Origin of the sequence: Actinoplanes siamensis (assembly GCF_016862395.1) — a bacterium.
Taxonomy (GTDB): Bacteria; Actinomycetota; Actinomycetes; order Mycobacteriales; family Micromonosporaceae; genus Actinoplanes; species Actinoplanes siamensis.
This window is the reverse complement of the sequence record NZ_BOMW01000006.1, coordinates 283,185-301,470: the sequence shown is the minus strand read 5'-3', so window position 1 is coordinate 301,470 and position 18,286 is coordinate 283,185. Positions and strand designations below refer to the sequence as shown.

Genomic DNA, 18,286 nt, shown 5'->3' with positions numbered 1-18,286 from the left:
GTGCGAGGTTCCTCGCCGCTTCTCCTGGCGCGGCCGGGGGTCAGGCGAACTCGTTGACGGGGAAGTCGTCGCGGTGCCGCCACGCCGCGTCCGTGCGGACGTGCTCGGCGCGCACCCACTTCAGCACCTTGAGCGGGAACTCGGCCACCGGGATGCGGCCGGCCGCGCGCACCACGTACCCCTCGGAGGTCTCCGCGTCGCGCTGAGCCGCCCAGGCGGACCGGGCCTCGGACAGGCTGCCGCCGCGGTAGAGCACCGGAACCACCGGAAGCTCCAGCCGGCGCGCCCAGTCCACGGTGTCGTCCCAGCCCAGCAGCGTGTCCGTCTCGTCCCAGATGCCGAAGACCAGGAACACGCCGGGCAGCTCGGTGTACGCGACGCTGCGGCGCGCCCACATGGACTCGCCGCAGACCCGCCACTCGTCCGGGATCTTGTACGCCGTCATGGCCCACAACGCCTTCGCCGGCCGGTCCCACGGGTGGGTGCCGGAGTCGGGGGAGCGCGCGTACATCGCGTCCCGGGTGAAGGTGAGGTTCCCGCCGTCCATCTTCTCGGTCACCACGAGCTCACCGTCCAGCCACGACAGATCCGGCTGGATCCGGTCGTCGGCGGACGCGCCCGGGGAATCGGGCAGATGGAACGTACGCGGGTACTTCACCATCTCCGCAGCACCTCAGAAGTCTCCCTCCGCGACCTGGAACACGGTCAGGCCGAGCGCACGCCACATGCGTACCACCTGCTGACGGTCGTCGAACACCCCCACGATCCGCCAGCGGTCGCGGATCCGCGTGTCGAAGATCTCGCGCTTGACCACCGCATCCTTGCGGCTGTCGCCGGCCGGGCGCATGAACAGGGCCTCGTACGGCACGCCGGTGAACAGTTCCAGCCACGCCTCGGTCTCCGCCCGGCACACCTCGTCGCGCCCGGAGCAGAAGACGATCGCGTGACCTGCCGCGTGCATGGCCCGCACCGCCGCGATCACCGCGGGATTCGGCGCGTCCTCACCGACCCGGTCCCACTCGTACGGGCTGCGCCCGGCCATCAGCGCGACCGTACCGTCGATGTCGACCAGCACCGCCGGCGGCAGCTCCGGATCCGGCCGGTAGACCACCCCGGGCCCGCCCGGTTCCACGAACGGCACCGGCAGCGGCAGCCGCTTCCCGGCCAGGAAGCGCTCGTGCATCCGGCGGATCGGGTCCTCGCCGACCCGGTCGTCCGCGGACCGCTCGGCGTCCCGCCGGAGGCATTCCTCCAGCGGGACGTCGGTGAAGTCGTGCACCTCGAACGACGCGCCGAACCGGGCGGCCAGCCCGGCCCACTCCCGCACGGTCTTCGCCCGCAGGTTGGTGTCGTCGACGATCACCGAGGCCCCGGCGCGCAGCAGCGCCTCCACCGCGGCCCGCTGCGCGTGCGTGACCTGCGCCTCGGCCCACTGCGTGAACAGCCGCTGCCCGTGCAGCATCCGCCGCAGGTCGTCGCGGTTGACCCGGACCACGCCCGGCTGCAGCTTGCGCGCGAACGTGGTCTTCCCGGACGCGGGCAGGCCCCGCGTGATCAGCAGTCGTGTCACTCCGCGCCTCCCTGAGCCTTCTCCGCCGACGGGCGCACCCGCTGCCACAGGCCGGGACGGTAGTCGTGACCGTCCAGACGCTGGAACAGTTCCCCGCGGTCCGGGCTGCGCATCGCGGCCAGCGCGAACTCCTTGCGGCCCCAGCCCGCCGGCAGCCCGGCGACGATCCCGGCGTAGGCCGCCTCGACCGCCGCAGCCCGCCGGTCGACCTCGGTGATCAGTTCCGTGGCGACGCCGCGGGCCCAGACGTGGAACTCGTCGGGCAGCGGTGCGAGCAACACGTCCAGGTCGCCGCCGCCGACCAGGACCTCCCACACGGTACGGGGAGTGAGGCCGGTCACCAGGCGGTGCAGCCGTACGTAGTCCGTGTATTTGATCTTCACGCGCTGATCGGCGTCGGTGAAGTGCACGACCAGCCCCTCCCGCCCGGGGCGCGGTGGAGCGGCGAGCGCCTCGGCCAGCGTCGTGTACCCGAACGTCTCGACCACCGGACCCGGCCAGCCCGGCACCGCGGCCGGCCCGTGCGAGCGGCCGGTCGCGATCTCCACGGCGCCGAGCAGCACCAGGTCGTCCAGCCCCTGGTAGTCCACGACGATCCGGTTGTCCGGGTAGATGATCTCCACGAGCACGGTCAGGCCGTCCGGCGGGACGAACGACGCGTACCTCGTACGCAGTATCTCGGTGGCGTGGATCGCCTGGTCGGAGGCGAAGGATCCGCGGGTGGCGACGGCGAAGCCCGAGCCGTCGTGGTAGATGATGCCGAGGCTGCCGTCCGCCTTGTCGGTCACCGTGACCGCCGCGCCCGGGTCCAGGCTCGGCGCCTGCGGCTCCGAGTGGTTGAAGAACTTGGACAGCGGCCGCGCGGCGATCCGCCCCGCGCCGTCCACGATCAGGCCACGGCAGGCCAGCGTGACCGGCGACCAGGCGCCGGAGTACTGGCAGTGCTCGGTGTAGTTGTAGATCGTGAACGGCAGGCTCGGGTGGCGCTGTGTCCGGATCAGCCCGGAATCGAGCGCTTCGGTGAGCTTGACCGGATCGAAGACGTCGTGCAGCAGCGTCATGGCGGGGGTCCTCGTGAGCGGGAATTACCGAAGGGGCGCTCACGTTATCCACCACGAAACCAGTTGCACCTCCTGATTTCCGGCCGGTACGGGCGGCATGGCAGACTGGTACATCGGCCAGCAAGGGTTCCGGTTCCCGCTCTCCTTCATCACAGGGCGACCCGGCGACCCGCATCATCGAGAGGGACCGAGAAGACATGAAGAGCGGCATCCACCCGGAGTACACGACCACCGAGGTCATCTGCTCCTGCGGCAGCACCTTCACCACCCGCAGCACCGCCAAGGGCGGCGAGATCCGCGTCGAGACCTGCAGCGCCTGCCACCCGTTCTACACCGGCAAGCAGCGCGTCCTCGACACCGCGGGCCGGGTCGCGAAGTTCCAGGCGAAGTACGCCAAGGTCAACGCCGCGAAGAAGAAGTAACTGCTTCAACGGCGCCCGTCCCGGGAAACCGGGACGGGCGCCGTTCGCGTGTGCCGCTTTCCACGTCCGGGGAGATCTGATGAGCAACGACCGTCTGAGCACGCTTCTCGCCGAGTACGCGGACCTGGAGAAGCGGATGGAGGACCCGAGCATCCACGCCGACCAGGCGCTGGTGCGCAGGGTCGGCAGGCGCTTCGCCGAGCTGGCCCCGGTCTACGCCGCGCACGCGGAACTGGAGGCGGCCCGCGAGGACCTGGCCGCCGCCCGGGAACTGGCCGCCGAGGACCCGGCGTTCGCCGGTGAGGTGGAGGCGGTCGCCGCCACGCTGCCGGCGCTGGAGGAGAAGCTCGGCGAGATGCTGATCCCGCGCGACCCGAGCGACGCCAAGGACGTGATCATCGAGATCAAGGCGGGCGAGGGCGGCCAGGAGTCCGCGCTGTTCGCCGGCGATCTGCTGCGGATGTACACGCGGTACGCGGAGCGCCGTGGCTGGGTGGTCGAGGTGATCGACTCGCAGGAGTCGGACCTCGGCGGGATCAAGGACATCTCGGTGGCGGTGAAGACGAAGGGCGTGCCGGACGGCGGCCACGGCGTCTGGTCCCGGATGAAGTGGGAGGGCGGCGTGCACCGGGTGCAGCGCGTCCCGGTCACCGAGTCGCAGGGCCGGATCCACACCTCGGCGGCCGGCGTGCTGGTGCTGCCCGAGGCGGAGGACGTCGACGTCCAGATCGAGCCGGGCGACCTGCGCATCGACGTGTACCGCTCGTCCGGGCCGGGCGGCCAGTCGGTCAACACCACCGACTCCGCGGTACGGATCACGCACCTGCCCACCGGCACCGTGGTGAGCTGCCAGAACGAGAAGAGCCAGCTGCAGAACAAGGAGTCGGCGATGCGCATCCTGCGGTCCCGGCTGCTGGCGCAGGCCCAGGAGGCGGCGGACGCGGCGGCCGGCGACGCGCGCAAGGCCCAGGTGCGCACGGTGGACCGCTCGGAGCGGGTACGCACGTACAACTTCCCGCAGAACCGGATCACCGACCACCGCATCGGCTACACGGCGTACAACCTCGATCTGGTCCTCGGCGGCGAGCTCGACGGGGTGCTGGACGCGCTGGCGGCGGCGGACCGGGAGGCCCGCCTGGCCGGTGACACGGAGCTCAGCCGACGTCAGTGACGCCGAGGTGGCCGGCCACGTGACAGATCAGCCGGCGGCCGGCGGGCTGGCAGGCGTCGGCCCGGCCGGGGACCGCTCCGAGCAGGGCCGTCCGGCCGCTCACCGGATCCCACCGGGAGATCGAGACGAGGTACGGCGGTCCGGGCACGTCCCGTAGCGCCAGCAGGCCCCCGCCGTCGACCAGGAGGATCGTGCTGCCCCGCGGCGCGGCGCCGAGCACCCGGCCGGTCGACGCGTCCACCACCGTCCGGTCGGCCGTCTGGTCGCGGCCGGTCAGCAGCAGCCGCCCGCCGCCGAGCGGGGTCAGGTCGGCGGCTGGCAGCCGCCATCGTGCGGCGCCGGTGGCCGGGTCCACCCCGGTGGCCTGGTACAGGTCGTTGACGCACAGCACCGGGCCGCAGTCCTGCACGTACACGTCGCCGGCCGTGGTGGTGAACCGCCACGCCTGCGCCAGGGTGTCGACCCGGTACGCGGTGACAGCGGTCGCCGACGCCCCGCCCCGCACGTCGAAGAACATGCCGTTCAGGATCTGCGGCACCCAGCGCGGTTCGGCGGGCGGTCCGGGCAGGCGGCGGGTGGCCAGCCGGGCGCCGTCGGCGTAGCGCAGCGTGGTCAGCTCGCCGGCCTCGGTGACGTAGACGATCCGCGCGGTGTCCGCCGGCTCGTCGGAGACCGCCACCCTCGGCGAGACCGGGATCGGCCGGTCCCAGACCGGGCCGCCGTCGCCGGCCCGGACCAGGTGCAGCGCGCTGATCCGGCCCTGCTCGTCGCGGTCGCCGAGCAGCACCTCGCCGGCGGTGGCGGCCAGTTCGTCGCCGTCGCGGCGCCAGAGCATCCGACCGGTCGCCGCGTCGAACGTCTGGGTGTCCGTGCCGAACATGATCGTGGCGTTGGGCAGCTGGGCCGTGCGGGTGCGCCGCGGGGCGTACAGCTGACCGCTCTCCGGATCCGGGTTGAGCCAGCCCTGGTCCGACGATCTCCAGCGCACCTCGCCGGTGGCCAGGTCGAGCACGGTCATCGCGGACGCGCCGTCCGGGGTGCTGTGGTTGAGCAGCACGGCGTCGCGGAACGGGAACGGGTAGTCGTCGACGCCGGTCGCCGCGGACCAGCTCTCCACGAGTCCGGGCGGGGCGGGCCGCCCGGAGCCGGCCAGGCAGAGCGCCGCGGCGGCGGCCGCGAGCAGCCGGAGCCGCCGCCGGTGACGGCGCGGGGCGGGGCCCGGGTCCGGCCCGGCCGGGAAGTCCGGCGCGCTCACGTCGCCCAGCTCGATGATGCCCATGATGCGGCCAATCCTAGGCGGCGCGGTCACCGAGCGCGGTGACCACGATTCCGTCCGGCCGGCGGCAGACAAGATAGTGGCCGCTGCCGTCGCAGCGCACGCCCACGATCGACGCGACCGTGCCGATCGTGGTGATCCGGCCGCTGGCCAGGTCGATCCGGCTGACGACGGTACGGGTCGGGTCGCCGGCGCTGACCCGGAACAGGATGCCCGGATCGGCCGCCGCGCCCGCCGGCATCGGCCAGCCGGCGCCGCCGTCCCCGAGCACCCGGCCGGTCGCCGCGTCGACCAGGGCCTGAGTGGGCTGTTCGTCATTGCTGTACGCCAGCAGCCGCCCGGGTCCGGCGACGCTGACACCGCCCCGGCCGGGCAGCAGCCAGCGCGGCTCGCCGGTCGCCGGGTCCAGGCCGGCCACCTCGGCGCCGCGGGACAGGCAGAGCACCGGGCCGCAGTCGACCAGGTACGCCGCCCGGAGCGTGCGCTGGCGCCAGAGCCGGGTCAGGTCGTCCAGCCGGTACGCGGTCACCGTGGCGCCGCGCGGGTCGGTCCGGGTCACGAACAGCCGCTCGCCGCTGACCAGGGCGACCGTGTTGAGCCCGGCGCCGCCGGACTCCACCCGGCGGCTGGTCACCGGGGCACCGTCGGCGTACCGGTAGACGGCGACGTCGCCGTCCGCGGTGAGGGTGACGATCCGGGACGAGCCGACCTGCGCGTCCAGCACGTGAGTCAGCGGCCGTTCCCAGCGCAGCCCGCCGTCGCGCGCGCCGACCAGCCGCAGCGCGCGCAGCGCGCCGTGCGGGTCACGGTCGCCGAGCAGCACCGCGTCCGCCGTGGACTGCTTCACCTCGCCGGGCCGGCGCCAGCGCAACGAGCCGGTGGCCGCGTCCAGCACGGTCACCTCGGCGGGGAACACCATCTGGCCGCCGTCCGGCGTGGCGCCCCAGACGCGCGGGCCGGCCAGCCGCACCATGCCGTCGGAGACGACCATCGACACCAGCTGGTCGGCGTCCCAGGGGGACCCGCGGCTCCACCGGACGGCGCCGGTGGCCAGGTCGTACGCGGTCAGGGTGGTCTGCCGGGCGACGTAGACGGCGTCGCCGGCCAGGGCCAGGCCGTCCTGCTGCAGCACGTCGGCGGTCCACAGCTGGCGTACCAGGGGGACCGGCGGGGTGGCCGCCGCGCTCAGGGTCAGCGCGCAGGCCAGCGCGACGGCGACGGGTGCGCGCCGCCGTCCGGGGCGGGTGGGGCGTGGAGCGGGTCGCGCTGTCACGTCGCCCAACTCGATCACCGGCATCTCAGGTCGGCTTCCGGCTCGCCGCCGCCGCGGCCAGGGCGGCGCTCAGCCCGCGCCCGTTGGCGCCCACCTCGGACCAGCCGGCGGCCAGCCCGATCGGTGTGCCCGGGACCAGGATCTGCCAGTTCTCCGCGTCCGCGGCGGCGCTGATCCGCCGGGACACCTCGGCCGCGTGGTGCGGGCCGGCGCCCGGTAGCACCAGCACGAACTCGTCGCCGGCGAAGCGGGCCACGAAGTCGCCGCGGCGCATCACCCGGGCCAGCACGCCGGCGATCCGCTGCAGCACCAGGTCGCCGCAGTGCCGGCCGTGCCGCATGTTGACAGTGGTGAAGCCGACGATGTCGCAGACCCCGACCGCGGCCCGCTCGCCCCGGGCCAGCAGGGCGTCCACGTAGTGCTCCAGTTGGCGGCGGTTGGGCAGGCCGGTGAGCGGGTCGGTGAGCGTCTCGTCGCCGTACCGGTGCGGATCGCGCTGGGTCTCCTGGGCGTCCAGGCGGGCCGCGACGCCGTCCAGGTAGCCGTCGCGCAGCCGGTCGATGCGCTGGGCGGCGAGGCGGAACGCGTACCGGTCGGCGGCGTGCGCGGCGGCGTGGTCACCCGCGCTGGCGTGGCAGATGCTGCGCAACCGGGCCGGCTCCGGGGCGCCGAGCACCTCTGCCGAGACCGGAACCGCCTCCAGCATGGTCAGCGCCCGTTCCGGCTTGCCGGCCGCGATGGTCAGGCAGACCGCGCCGAGATGCTGCAGGTCGCGGGTCCGCACGCTGTCGCCGCCGCCGGTCAGCCAGGTGGCGGCGCTCTCCTCGGTGGGCTCGCCCAGGGCGGCGCGGCGGGCCAGCGCGTAGCCGTAGACCGCGCGGCTGCCCGGCCGCAGCTGGTCGGTGGCGAGGTAGCGGGACAGCTCGGCGTCGATGTCGCGGAGCACCCGCAGGCAGCCGTCGGTGTCCCCCTGGTGGTCGAGGGAGACCGCGTTGCGCAGCCGGATGCCGGGCGCCGCGAACACCTCGGGGGCCAGGCCGGCGCTCGCGCCGACCTCCCGGGCCTGCTCTATCGCGGTCAGCGCCTGGCCGTGGAAGCCCAGGTAGGAGTAGGCCATCGCCAGGTCGTGCCAGCCCCAGGCGGTCTCCTCGTCGTGCTCGGGCACCGCGGCCAGCGCCCGGGAGGCCTGTACCAGGTGGGTCACCCCACGGTCCAGATTGCTCTGCAGGTGGGCGCCGAGAGCCGCGAAGGCGTGCATCTGGCCGCGCAGATAGGGGTCGGGCACCTCGCGGACCGCCTCGGACGCGGCCGCCATCGCGGCGGCCAGCTCGGCCGCCCGGCCCAGGTTGATCAGGGCGCCGAAGCGCTGGATCAAGGCGTACGCCCGGGTGGTGGGGTCGGTGCTGGCCGCCAGCACGGAGTCCAGGATCGGCAGGGCCTGCGCCGAGCGGCCGTTCTGCTGCAGTCGCCCGGCCCGGCGCAGATCCTCGACATGCTCCGCGAGCTGGTCCAACCAACCCACCAGGCGCCTCCCCGGGCTCCGGCGCGGCGCTGGGCGACCCGGTCGACCCTCAGCGTGCGCGACGTCTCATGATTATGCCGTGATGGCGCGTGACGAACACCCCCGAGAGGGCACGGACCGGACCCGTCTGGCGCCCGAGCTGGCATCGGCGTCCGCCGAACTGTCCGCGGCCGGTGTGCCGTCGCCGCGCGTCGATGCCGAGCTGCTGGCCGCGTACGTGCTGGACGTGCCCCGGAGCCGGCTCGTGCTGATCGACACCATGCGGGCCGCCGAGCGCGACCGGTTCCGCGAGCTGGTCGCCGCCCGCGCCGAGCGGGTTCCCCTGCAGCACCTGGTCGGCACGGCCGCGTTCCGCCATGTGGAACTCGCGGTGGGCGACGGCGTCTTCGTGCCCCGCCCGGAGACCGAGCTGCTGGCCGGCTGGGGCATCGAGCGGACCGCGCCCGGCGCGACAGTGGTCGACCTGTGCAGCGGCAGCGGCGCGATAGCGGTGTCGGTCGCCGACGAGTCCCGGGCGAGCCGGGTGCTCGCGGTGGAACGGTCCCCGGCCGCGCTGCCGTGGCTGCGGCGCAACGCCGCCGGGTTCCCGGCGGTGACCGTCGTCGAGGGCGATGTGAACGATCCTGACCTGCTGTCCGATCTGCACGGTCAGGTGGACGTGCTGCTCTGCAACCCGCCGTACGTGCCGGACGGCACCGTCGTCCCGCCCGAGGTGTCCGATCACGATCCGGCCGAGGCGGTCTTCGGCGGCGCCGACGGGCTGAGCGTGATCCGGCCGGTGATCGAGCTCGCCGCGGCGCTGCTCAAGCCGGGCGGCTGGGTCGGTGTCGAGCACGACGACGTGCACGGCGCCGCCGTCCCGGAGCTGTTCCGTGCCGACGGCCGGTTCGCCGGGGTGACCGCGCACGAGGATCTCACCGGCCGCCCCCGATACGCGACCGCCCGTCGCCGGTAGAGGCATGGCAGACTGCACGACGTGATGCTCTACGACTGCGCCGCCGTCGCCGATCGTGATCGCGGCATCGCCGCGGCCGTCGAGGCGGCCAAGAGCGGTGAGCTGGTGGTGATGCCCACCGACACGGTCTACGGCGTGGGCGCGGACGCCTTCACCCCGCACGCGATCACCCAGCTGCACCACGCCCGCGGCTCGGACCGCCGGGTGCCGCCGCCGGTGCTGGTCGGCTCCCGGCACACCCTGGACGGCCTGGTCTACTCGCTGCCCAAGGCCGCCCGGGACCTGGCCGACGCGTTCTGGCCGGGCGCGCTGACCATCATCGTGGAGCACTCCCCGAGCCTGCAGTGGGACCTCGGCGACACCGGCGGCGTGATCGCGGTCCGAATGCCGCTGCACCCGGTCGCCCTCGAGGTGCTGCGCGAGGTCGGCCCGATGGCGGTGACCACGGCCAACAAGTTCGGCTCGCCGTCGCCGCTGACCGCCGAGGAGGCCCGCGACCAGCTGGAGTACTCGGTGCGCGTCTATCTGGAGGCCGGCCCGGCGGTCGACCCCTGGCCGAGCACCGTGGTGGACGTGACCGGCGACGTGCCGCGGGTGCTGCGCACCGGCTCGATCCCGGTGGAGAAACTGCGCGACGTGGTTCCGGAGATCGTCGAGGGGCAGGCCTGAGGTGGCGCCGTTCACCGTCCTGCACGTCTGCATGGGCAACATCTGCCGGTCCCCGATGGCCGAGCGCCTGTTCGCCCGCGCGGTCCGGGACCGGGCCGGAGCCTCCACCGAGGAGCCGCTGGTCCGCAGCGTCAGCGCCGGCACCGGCGGCTGGCACGAGGGCGAGGAGATGAACCCGCCGGCGGCCCGGCAGGTCCGCGCCCGGCGCGCCTCCGACGACGGCTTCCAGGCCCGCAAGCTGCGCGGTGACTTCATCGACGAGGCCGACCTGATCCTCACGGCCACCGCCGACCAGTACGACTACGTGGTCGCCCTGCGCCCGGAGGCCGCCGGGCGCACGTTCGTTCTCGGCGAGTTCGGCCGCCTGCTCAGCGCCGTGGACCGGGCCGCGCTGCCCCCGGCCGAGCCGAAGCCGGCGGCCGTGCACCAGCGCGGCACGGCGATCGTCGCGGCCGCGCACCGCCTGCGCGCCGGCGAGACCCCCCTGCTCACCGACGACCTGGACGACCCGTGGGGCCGCGGCGACCAGACGTTCCAGCGTGTCGCCGACGAGATCGAGGACACCACGGTCCCGCTCGCCGCGTTGTTGTTCCCATGAGCAAGGTTGTTCTCCCGGACGCCGACGGGCTGCGCCGGGCGGTCGAGATCCTGCGCGCCGACTCGGTCGTCGCCTTCCCCACCGAGACCGTCTACGGCCTCGGCGCCAACGCCTTCTCCGAGCGGGCCGTCGGCGAGGTCTACCGCCTGAAGAGCCGGCCCTCCTGGAATCCGTTGATCGTGCACGTCGCCTCGGTCGCCGCGGCCCGCGAGCTGGCCGCGGAGTGGCCCGAGGTGGCCGACCGGCTGGCCGCCGCGTTCTGGCCGGGCCCGCTGACCCTGGTGGTGCGCCGCGCCCCGGAGCTGGCCGGCGTCGGCGCGGACAACGACACCATCGCGATCCGGATCCCCGCGCACCGGGTCGCGCTGCGCCTGCTGGAGGAGTCCGGCTTGCCGCTCGCCGCGCCCAGCGCGAACCGCTCCGAGTCGATCTCACCGACCACGGCGGAGCATGTGGTGCGCAGCCTGCCGGACGTCCCGCTGGTCCTGGACGGCGGCCCGTGCTCGTGGGGCATCGAGTCCACCGTGCTGGATCTGACCACCCCGGTGCCCACGCTGCTGCGTCCCGGCGCGCTGCCGTTGCGCGTGCTGCGGGACGTGACAGGCGCGATCGCGCTGCGGGACGAGGTCGTGGACGGCGCGGCCCGCTCGTCACCGGGCATGAGTCGGCGGCATTACGCGCCGCGCGCGAGGACCGTCCTGATGCGTGACGTGCGCGAGGCGGATCCGTCCGGCTTCCCGGCGCCTGCGGCGGTTCTGACGTACGAGGGGAGAGCCGTTCCGTCGTACGACATCGTCGAAGTCCTCTCCGCGGACCCTCGCGAGTACGCGGCGGACCTGTACGCCGCCCTGCACCGTCTCGACGACGCCGGAGCCGGCACCATCCTGGTCCAGGAACCGCCGCACACGGAGGACTGGCTCGCGGTCCGGAACCGGCTCTCCCGCGCCGCCGCCTAGAACGCGCCGCGACCCCGCGTGATCCGCGAGACGGGCCCTGCCTCAGCCCCGGGACGGGCGGCGGGCGTCCACCTCGATCTCGATGCGCATGCGGTCGTCGAGGAGCCCGACGACCATCATGGTGGCGGCCGGGCGGGACTCGCCGAACGCCGCGCGCAGGACCGGGCCGCACGCCGGGAAGTCGGCCGGGTCGCGGAGCAGGTAGCGGACCCGGACCACGTCGGCCAGCGTGCAGCCGGCGTCGGCCAGGGCGGCGGCGATGTTGCGCAGGCACTGGGCGTTCTGTTCGGCGACACCGTCCGCGATGGTCATCGCGCGATAATCGAAACCGGTCGTCCCGGAGACGTGGACGTCGTCGCCCACGACCACGGCCCGGGCGTAGGCGTACTCCTCCTCGAAGGTCGAACCGCTGACAATCACGCGTCGCTCGGTCATCGGGTCAAACTAGCGCCCGCCTCGTGGATCACGCGAGTGCGGGGCGAGGTCCGGGCGGTCCACGCGTCAGGCGCCGGTCTCCGCGCCGCGGGCGATGTTGCGGGCCATGCCGTTGAAGACGATGCCGTGGAACGGCCGGACCGACGCCCAGTAGAGGTGCCCGGCCAGACCACGTGGCAGGAACACCGCGCGCTGGCGGTAGACCGAGCCGCCCGCGCCGTCCGGTTCGGCGCGCATCTCCAGCCAGGCCCGGCCGGGGACGCGCATCTCGGCGCGCAGCCGCAGCAGCGATCCGGGCACGATCTCCTCGACCCGCCACCAGTCCAGTGCCTCGCCGACCCGCAGGTGGTGCCGGTCGCGCCGGCCCCGGCGCAGGCCGACGCCGCCGACCAGCCGGTCCAGCCAGCCGCGCACCGACCAGGCGAGCGGGAACGAGTACCACCCGTTGTCCCCGCCGACGCCCTCGATCACCCGCCACAGCCGGTCCGCCGGGGCGTGCACCGGGCGGCGTCGCTCGTCGGTGTAGACGGTGCCGCCGGACCAGTCCGGGTCACTGGGCAGCGGCTCGGCGGCGGCGTCCCGGCCGGACGCGCTGGACCAGCGGGTCTCCACGTTGGCGTCGCGAACCTTGGCGAGCGCCAGCCGGACCGCCTCGTCGAAGCCCAGGGGAGCGGGGCCGGGCAGCAGCCGGGCCAGGTCGTCCTCCCGCGCCACCGCCTCGTGCACCAGGCTGGCCACCAGCGGGCGGGCGATCGAGTTGGGCACCGGTGTGACCAGGCCCACCCAGTGCGCGGAGAGCCACGGGCTGAGCACCCGGGTGGGCACGATGATCCGGCGGGGCAGGCCGGCGACGTGGGCGTAGCGGCGCATCATGTCGGCGTAGCCGAGCACGTCGGCGCCGCCGATGTCGAAGCCGCGGTGCACGTCCGGGGGCAGGGTGGCCGCGCCGATCAGGTAGCGGAGCACGTCGCGGACCGCGATCGGCTGGATCCGGTTGGCCACCCAGCGCGGGGTGACCATGACCGGCAGCCGTTCGGTGAGGTAGCGGAGCATCTCGAAGGAGGCCGAGCCGGATCCGATGATCACCGGGGCCCGCAGCACCGCGGTGGGCACGCCGCAGGCCAGCAGGATCCGGGCCACCTCGGCACGCGAACGCAGGTGCGGGGAGGGACGGTCGCCGGGCGGAGGCTCCGGGCCGCCCAGGTAGACGATCCGGCGTACCCCGGCGGCCTTGGCCGCGGCGGCGAAGTTCGCCGCGGCCTCCCGGTCGCGGTGCTCGAAGTCCTTCTGGCCGAGCGAGTGCATCAGGAAGTAGGCCACCTCGACGCCCTCGAAGGCGGCCGGCAGGGTGGCCGGGTCGGACAGGTCGGCCTCGACGATCTCGACCTGGCCGGCCCAGGGGACGTCGCGCAGGCGGCCGGCGCTGCGCGACAGACAGCGGACGCGGTGACCGGCCTCGACCAGCCGGGGCGCCAGCCGGCCGCCGATGTATCCCGTCGCTCCCGTGACAAGGCAGTGCACAAACCCAGACTGTGCCCCAAATAGTGGTGATTCAGCCATATGCTCTTTCCAGGCCGCGTTCACCGAGCTCGGGGAGGCCCAGGTGAGCACCTTCTGGGGTCCGGACTTCGCCGCGCTTCAGCGCGACGACCCGGAGATCGCCGACGTGCTTCTCGACGAGCTGGGCCGCCAGCGTGACACGCTCACGCTGGTCGCCAGTGAGAGCTTCACCTCACCGGCCGTGCTGGCCGCGCTCGGCTCCACGCTGGCCAACAAGTACGCCGAGGGCTATCCCGGCCACCGCTACTACGGCGGGTGCGGGCTCGTCGACCGGGCCGAGGAACTGGCCGTCGCCCGCGCGCGGGAGCTGTTCGGCGCCGATCACGCGAACGTGCAGCCGCATTCCGGGGCGTCGGCGAACCTGGCGGCGTACGCGGCGCTGGCCGAGCCGGGCGATCCGGTGCTGGCCATGGGGCTGCCGCACGGCGGGCACCTGACCCACGGGAGCCGGGCCAACTTCTCCGGCAAGTGGTTCCACCCGATCGCCTACCGGGTCCACCCGGCCACCGAGCTGATCGACTACGACGAGGTGCGCGACCTGGCCCTGGCGCACCGGCCCAAGCTGATCATCTGCGGCGCGACGTCGTACCCCCGGCTGATCGACTTCGCCCGGTTCCGCGAGATCGCCGACGAGGTGGGCGCCTACCTCCTGGTCGACGCGGCGCACTTCATCGGGCTGGTGGCCGGCCGGGCGATCCCGTCCCCGGTGCCGTACGCGGACGTGGTCACCTGCACCACCCACAAGGCGTTGCGCGGCCCGCGGGGCGGCATGATCCTCTGCCGGGCGGACCTGGCGCGGCGGGTGGACAAGGCGGTCTTCCCGTTCGCGCAGGGCGGCCCGATGATGCACGCGGTGGCGGCCAAGGCGGTGGCGCTGCGCGAGGCGGACTCCGCGGCCTTCCGGAGGTACGCTTCGCAGACCGTGCGCAACGCGCAGGCGCTGGCCTCCTGGCTGACCGCCGAGGGGATGCGCCCGGTGACCGGTGGCACCGACACCCATCTCGCCGTGCTGGATCTGCGCGAGCTGGAGGTCAGCGGCCGGGAGGCGGAGGCGCGCTGCGCCGCCGCCGGGATCGCTGTCAACAAGAACGCCATCCCGTACGACCCGGAGAAACCCGCCGTGGCGTCCGGGATCCGCGTCGGCGCGCCCGCGGTCAGCTCCCAGGGGATGGGGGAGACCGAGATGCGCCGGATCGCGGAGCTGATCGGGCTGGCGGTGCGCTGCGATCCGCAGACGGCCACCGGGATGTCCCGGCTGGCCGCCGTCGGCGAGGAGGTGACCGACCTGGTGCGGCGCTTCCCGTACTACACACCGCAGGAGGTTCTGGCTTGAGCGGCGTCGCCCCCGCACCGGAGAAAGAGGACGACCTCCCGCTGCCGGACCTGCCGCCCCTGCCGAAGGACCCGCGCTGGAAGGTCGAACACCTCGGCTTCCTCACCGCGGTGTCGTTCGCGCTGCTCACCTGCGCCGCCTCGGTGGGCTTCCTGGCCGACGGCCCGACCGCGGCGCTGGCCGCGGCCGGCGGCGTGCTGATCGTGACGGTCAGCCACACGCTGACGACGCTGGTGGTCGCGTGGGCGGACACGGTGCGCCCGGCGCTGGTCATGCCGCTGGGAATGTTGACGTATGTCGTCAAATATTCTTTGCTCGGGATTATTCTGGCGTTTGGCGTCTCGTCCGATTGGTCGGGAAAGACGGCTCTGGGGCTCGGGGTGGTCGCCGGGGTCGTGGTGTGGACCGGCGTGCAGGCTTGGTGGATCACCCGCAGGACTCGCCGTCAGTGATCTGACGCCTGAGCTTTCCCCAGCTCAGCCGAGGTTTGACCGCCCGACTGCCACGAACCGGTGATGTGTCCGGTCGTGCCTTGTTCCGTTCTGGCGCGACAGGAGTACCGTGTCCTTCCAGTTGCGAGACCCCTGACGCCTGGACAACTGCGGTTGTGCGGGGGGTCCCGCTCATCCTTGTATTTCCTGCTGATATCGTTCGGGCCGTCATGACCGGCCAAGAACCCCCCCACGACGACCGCGGTGACGAAGGCCCTCCCCCGCCCGATACCGGAGCGGGCATGACGGCAGTCACCTACCTCATCGCGGGCATGTTGGTGTGGGGCGGGATCGGTTGGCTGGTCGACCACTACGTCGGAACCCCGGGCATCTTCACCGGCATCGGCTCGGTGCTCGGGATCGCCGGTGGTGTGTACCTCATCGTGCGCCGGCTCGGCGCCTGACAGGAAAGGGCCATGGTGATCGCTCAGTCGGTGGTCCTCGCGGCGGAGTTCCCGCCCAGCGTCGAGGACTTCTACCTGCCCAGCATCCTGCCGTGGGGCGTCCACGACAATTACTGGTTCACCAAGATCACGTTCCTGGTGTGGGTGGCGGTCGCGGCGATTATCATCTTCTTCCTGGTCGCGTACCGGAAGCCGGAACTCGTCCCGACCAAGAAGCAGTGGATCGCCGAGAGCATCTACGGCTTCGTGCGGAACAACATCGCGGTCGACATGATCGGCCCGCAGGGCGTCCGCTTCGCGCCGTACCTGACCACGCTTTTCATGTTCATCCTGCTGAACAACTTCTTCGGCATCGTGCCGTTCGTGCAGCTCTCGCCGAACTCGCACATCGCGTTCCCGGCGATCCTCGCGGTCATCAGCTACGTGATGTTCATCTATGTCGGTGTGCGCAAGCACGGCTTCTTCAAGTACCTCAAGCACGCGCTGATCCCGCCGGCGCCGGTGTTCATCCTGCCGCTGCTGATCCCGATCGAGTTCTTCTCGAACTTCCTGGTCCGGCCGTTCTCGCTGGCCGTCCGTCTGTTCGCCAACATGTTCGCCGGCCACATCCTGCTGCTGGTGTTCACGCTCGGCGGCTTCGCCATGATCAGCGCCAACCCGCTGCTCGCCCCGGTGTCCGTCCTGTCCTGGGTGCTGAGCGTCGCGCTGACCTTCCTCGAGTTCCTGGTGATCTGTCTCCAGGCCTACGTCTTCACGGTGCTCACCGCGAGCTACGTCCAGGGCGCGCTCGCCGACGAGCACTGATGTGCTCCATCAGCACCACCCGGTAACACCCCGTTTGTCGTCCCGCGTGACAGTCACGCGAGATTCCAGGAGGAACTGAAATGCCACTCGCCGAAGTTGTTGGTAGCACCGCCGCCATCGGTTACGGCCTCGCTGCCATCGGCCCGGGTATCGGTGTCGGTCTGGTCTTCTCTGCCTACATCCAGTCGACCGCTCGTCAGCCGGAGTCGTCCCGCCTGACCCTGCCGTACGTCTGGATCGGCTTCGCCGTGGTCGAGGCGCTCGCCCTGCTGGGTATCGCGTTCGGCTTCGTCTGGGCCAAGTAACTGACTCCCTCATCCTCGTTGGGAGGTCTCAATGCTCACTTATCTGGCTGCTGAGGCCGCGGAAACCACCGAGCACAACCCGATCATTCCCGCCTGGGAAGAGATCGTGGTCGGCTCGATCGCGTTCGCGGTGCTCTGCTTCGTCCTGATGAAGTTCGTCTTCCCGCAGATGGAGAAGACGTTCCGCGCCCGCGTGGACGCGATCGAGGGCGGTATCAAGCGTGCCGAGGCCGCCCAGGCGGAGGCGAACGAGCTGCTCGAGCAGTACCGCGCGCAGCTCGCCGAGGCCCGGACCGAGGCCGCGCGCATCCGCGACGAGGCCCGTGCCGACGCCGAGGGCATCCGGCAGGACGTGCTCGCCAAGGCTCGCGAGGAGTCGGACCGCATCATCGCGGCCGGCAACGAGCAGCTCGCGGCGCAGCGCGAGTCCATCGTCCGGGAGCTCCGTGCGGAGGTCGGGACGCTGGCCGTCGACCTGGCCGGCAAGATCGTCGGTGAGGCGCTGGCCGACGAGGCCCGCACGCGCGGCACCGTCGAGCGCTTCATCGCGGACCTCGACGCCGCCGGCACGGCGGGCGGGCGCTGATGGCGTCCGGCGTCACCAACCAGGCCTACGGCGACGCGGCGGAGCGGCTCCGCGCCGCCACCGCCACGTCCACGGGCGCGCAGCTGGCCACGGTCGCCGACGAGATCCTGTCGGTGGCCGGCCTGCTGCGGGGTCAGCCCCGGCTGCGCCGGGCGCTGACCGACCCGTCGCGGCCAGGCGAGGACCGTGCCGGGCTGTTGCGCTCGCTGCTGTCCGGCAAGGCCGCCGAGGTGACCGTCGACGTGCTCGCGGTGCTGGTCTCGGGCCGGTTCTCCCGGCCCGGCGACCTGCTGGACGCGACCGAGCGGCTGGGTGTGGACACCCTGCTGGCCTCGGCGCAGAAGGACGGCAAGCTGGCGGACATCGAGGACGAGATCTTCCGGTTCTCGCAGATCGTCGCAGGCACCCCGGAGCTCGCCGCCACGCTCAGTGACATCGGTGCTCCGGTCGCCCCCCGGGCTAAGCTGGTCGGGGACTTGCTGGACGGCAAGGCCCAGCCGATCACCGTGCGCCTCGTCCAGGTCGCGCTCGAGGGCTTCGGTGGCCGTGGCTTCGAGGCCTCGCTGAACAGGCTGGTCGAACTGACCGCCGCGCAGCGGGACCGCGAGGTGGCGTATGTGACGGTGGCGAAGCCGCTCGGCGACGCCGAGGAGACCGCGCTGGCCGCCAAGCTCTCCGCGATCTACGGCCGTGAGGTCTCGCTGAAGGTGGACGTCGATCCCGCGATCATCGGCGGCGTCAGCGTCCGGGTCGGCTCCGACCTCTACGACGGCACGATCCTGCGCCGGTTGAACGCCGCCAAGCAGGCGTTCGCTAAATAGTCCTTTCCCCTCGATTCCTTAATCGAGAAGCCCCTCGGTGGCGGCGACGTCCCGAGCTAGACAGAGAAGGCAGA

At 72.7% G+C, this 18,286-nt stretch carries 21 protein-coding genes; 13 read left to right on the top strand and 8 right to left on the bottom strand.

From position 1 onward, the window contains the following. Window positions 1-40: 40 nt before the first annotated feature. From Asi03nite_RS03125 to Asi03nite_RS03115, 3 genes are read right to left on the bottom strand one after another with little or no spacing between them, the layout of a single operon-like run. Window positions 41-661 (bottom strand): RNA ligase family protein, encoded by a 621-nt coding sequence (locus Asi03nite_RS03125; RefSeq protein WP_203676824.1) that lies wholly within the window; start codon window positions 659-661, stop codon window positions 41-43. 12 nt (window positions 662-673) lie between these two features. Next, a complete protein-coding gene (locus Asi03nite_RS03120) occupies window positions 674-1,570 on the bottom strand; it encodes a phosphatase domain-containing protein (protein ID WP_203676823.1) in 897 nt (298 codons plus the stop codon). Beyond that, window positions 1,567-2,631 carry an RNA ligase gene (locus Asi03nite_RS03115; protein WP_203676822.1) on the bottom strand — a complete coding sequence of 355 codons (1,065 nt, stop codon included), beginning with the start codon at window positions 2,629-2,631 and terminating at the stop codon, window positions 1,567-1,569. Before Asi03nite_RS03115 ends, Asi03nite_RS03120 begins: the two co-directional genes overlap by 4 nt. Before the next feature lie 197 nt (window positions 2,632-2,828). Between Asi03nite_RS03115 and rpmE the strand changes: the two genes are divergently transcribed. Together rpmE and prfA are read left to right on the top strand one after the other, a co-directional pair. Next, window positions 2,829-3,053 carry a 50S ribosomal protein L31 gene (gene rpmE, locus Asi03nite_RS03110; protein ID WP_133874661.1) on the top strand — a complete coding sequence of 75 codons (225 nt, stop codon included), beginning with the start codon at window positions 2,829-2,831 and terminating at the stop codon, window positions 3,051-3,053. 79 nt (window positions 3,054-3,132) lie between these two features. Next, entirely contained in the window at window positions 3,133-4,224 is a 1,092-nt protein-coding gene (gene prfA / locus Asi03nite_RS03105; RefSeq protein WP_203676821.1) for a peptide chain release factor 1, read from the top strand. Here prfA and Asi03nite_RS03100 read toward each other — a convergent pair. The 3 genes from Asi03nite_RS03100 to Asi03nite_RS03090 are packed head-to-tail and all read right to left on the bottom strand — an operon-like array spanning window position 4,208 to window position 8,295. Further along, window positions 4,208-5,503 (bottom strand): PQQ-binding-like beta-propeller repeat protein, encoded by a 1,296-nt coding sequence (locus Asi03nite_RS03100; RefSeq protein ID WP_203676820.1) that lies wholly within the window; start codon window positions 5,501-5,503, stop codon window positions 4,208-4,210. The genes prfA and Asi03nite_RS03100 overlap by 17 nt on opposite strands. Window positions 5,504-5,516: 13 nt before the next feature. Continuing rightward, window positions 5,517-6,773 (bottom strand): outer membrane protein assembly factor BamB family protein, encoded by a 1,257-nt coding sequence (locus tag Asi03nite_RS03095; RefSeq protein ID WP_203676819.1) that lies wholly within the window; start codon window positions 6,771-6,773, stop codon window positions 5,517-5,519. Between the two features lie 25 nt (window positions 6,774-6,798). Next, entirely contained in the window at window positions 6,799-8,295 is a 1,497-nt protein-coding gene (locus Asi03nite_RS03090; protein ID WP_203676818.1) for a GGDEF domain-containing protein, read from the bottom strand. Between the two features lie 82 nt (window positions 8,296-8,377). Here Asi03nite_RS03090 and prmC point away from each other — a divergent pair, with 82 nt between their 5' ends. From prmC to Asi03nite_RS03070, 4 genes are read left to right on the top strand one after another with little or no spacing between them, the layout of a single operon-like run. Beyond that, window positions 8,378-9,250, top strand: a complete 873-nt coding sequence (prmC, locus tag Asi03nite_RS03085; RefSeq protein WP_203676817.1) for a peptide chain release factor N(5)-glutamine methyltransferase — start codon at window positions 8,378-8,380, stop codon at window positions 9,248-9,250. A 24-nt stretch (window positions 9,251-9,274) separates the two neighbouring features. After that, window positions 9,275-9,919: an L-threonylcarbamoyladenylate synthase gene (locus tag Asi03nite_RS03080; protein ID WP_203676901.1), complete on the top strand. Its 645-nt coding sequence runs from the start codon at window positions 9,275-9,277 to the stop codon at window positions 9,917-9,919. Window position 9,920: 1 nt separating this feature from the next. Then, the gene (locus tag Asi03nite_RS03075; RefSeq protein ID WP_203676816.1) at window positions 9,921-10,517 is read left to right on the top strand and encodes an arsenate reductase/protein-tyrosine-phosphatase family protein; all 597 of its coding nucleotides are present in this window, start codon (window positions 9,921-9,923) and stop codon (window positions 10,515-10,517) included. Next, on the top strand, window positions 10,514-11,473 hold the full coding sequence (locus Asi03nite_RS03070) for an L-threonylcarbamoyladenylate synthase (RefSeq protein WP_203676815.1): 960 nt from the start codon (window positions 10,514-10,516) through the stop codon (window positions 11,471-11,473). The genes Asi03nite_RS03075 and Asi03nite_RS03070 overlap by 4 nt, the downstream gene beginning before the upstream one ends. A 42-nt stretch (window positions 11,474-11,515) precedes the next feature. Here Asi03nite_RS03070 and Asi03nite_RS03065 read toward each other — a convergent pair whose 3' ends face one another. Both Asi03nite_RS03065 and Asi03nite_RS03060 read right to left on the bottom strand, forming a co-directional pair. Beyond that, window positions 11,516-11,908 (bottom strand): RidA family protein, encoded by a 393-nt coding sequence (locus Asi03nite_RS03065; protein ID WP_203676814.1) that lies wholly within the window; start codon window positions 11,906-11,908, stop codon window positions 11,516-11,518. A 66-nt stretch (window positions 11,909-11,974) separates the two neighbouring features. Continuing rightward, on the bottom strand, window positions 11,975-13,429 hold the full coding sequence (locus Asi03nite_RS03060; protein WP_203676813.1) for an SDR family oxidoreductase: 1,455 nt from the start codon (window positions 13,427-13,429) through the stop codon (window positions 11,975-11,977). Between the two features lie 82 nt (window positions 13,430-13,511). Here Asi03nite_RS03060 and glyA point away from each other — a divergent pair, with 82 nt between their 5' ends. The 7 genes from glyA (at window position 13,512) to Asi03nite_RS03025 (ending at window position 18,212) form a co-directional block, all read left to right on the top strand. Then, window positions 13,512-14,801 carry a serine hydroxymethyltransferase gene (glyA, locus tag Asi03nite_RS03055; RefSeq protein ID WP_203676812.1) on the top strand — a complete coding sequence of 430 codons (1,290 nt, stop codon included), beginning with the start codon at window positions 13,512-13,514 and terminating at the stop codon, window positions 14,799-14,801. Beyond that, window positions 14,798-15,253: a hypothetical protein gene (locus tag Asi03nite_RS03050; protein WP_203676811.1), complete on the top strand. Its 456-nt coding sequence runs from the start codon at window positions 14,798-14,800 to the stop codon at window positions 15,251-15,253. Before glyA ends, Asi03nite_RS03050 begins: the two co-directional genes overlap by 4 nt. A 281-nt stretch (window positions 15,254-15,534) precedes the next feature. Continuing rightward, window positions 15,535-15,696, top strand: a complete 162-nt coding sequence (locus tag Asi03nite_RS03045; protein ID WP_239102324.1) for an AtpZ/AtpI family protein — start codon at window positions 15,535-15,537, stop codon at window positions 15,694-15,696. 12 nt (window positions 15,697-15,708) lie between these two features. After that, complete coding sequence (gene atpB / locus Asi03nite_RS03040; RefSeq protein WP_373872079.1) at window positions 15,709-16,500, top strand: F0F1 ATP synthase subunit A; 792 nt, start codon at window positions 15,709-15,711, stop codon at window positions 16,498-16,500. Between the two features lie 80 nt (window positions 16,501-16,580). Next, window positions 16,581-16,805 carry an ATP synthase F0 subunit C gene (locus Asi03nite_RS03035; RefSeq protein WP_203676809.1) on the top strand — a complete coding sequence of 75 codons (225 nt, stop codon included), beginning with the start codon at window positions 16,581-16,583 and terminating at the stop codon, window positions 16,803-16,805. A gap of 31 nt (window positions 16,806-16,836) precedes the next feature. Further along, window positions 16,837-17,391 (top strand): F0F1 ATP synthase subunit B, encoded by a 555-nt coding sequence (locus Asi03nite_RS03030; protein ID WP_203676808.1) that lies wholly within the window; start codon window positions 16,837-16,839, stop codon window positions 17,389-17,391. After that, entirely contained in the window at window positions 17,391-18,212 is an 822-nt protein-coding gene (locus Asi03nite_RS03025) for a F0F1 ATP synthase subunit delta (RefSeq protein ID WP_203676807.1), read from the top strand. The genes Asi03nite_RS03030 and Asi03nite_RS03025 overlap by 1 nt, the downstream gene beginning before the upstream one ends. Window positions 18,213-18,286: the final 74 nt, after the last annotated feature.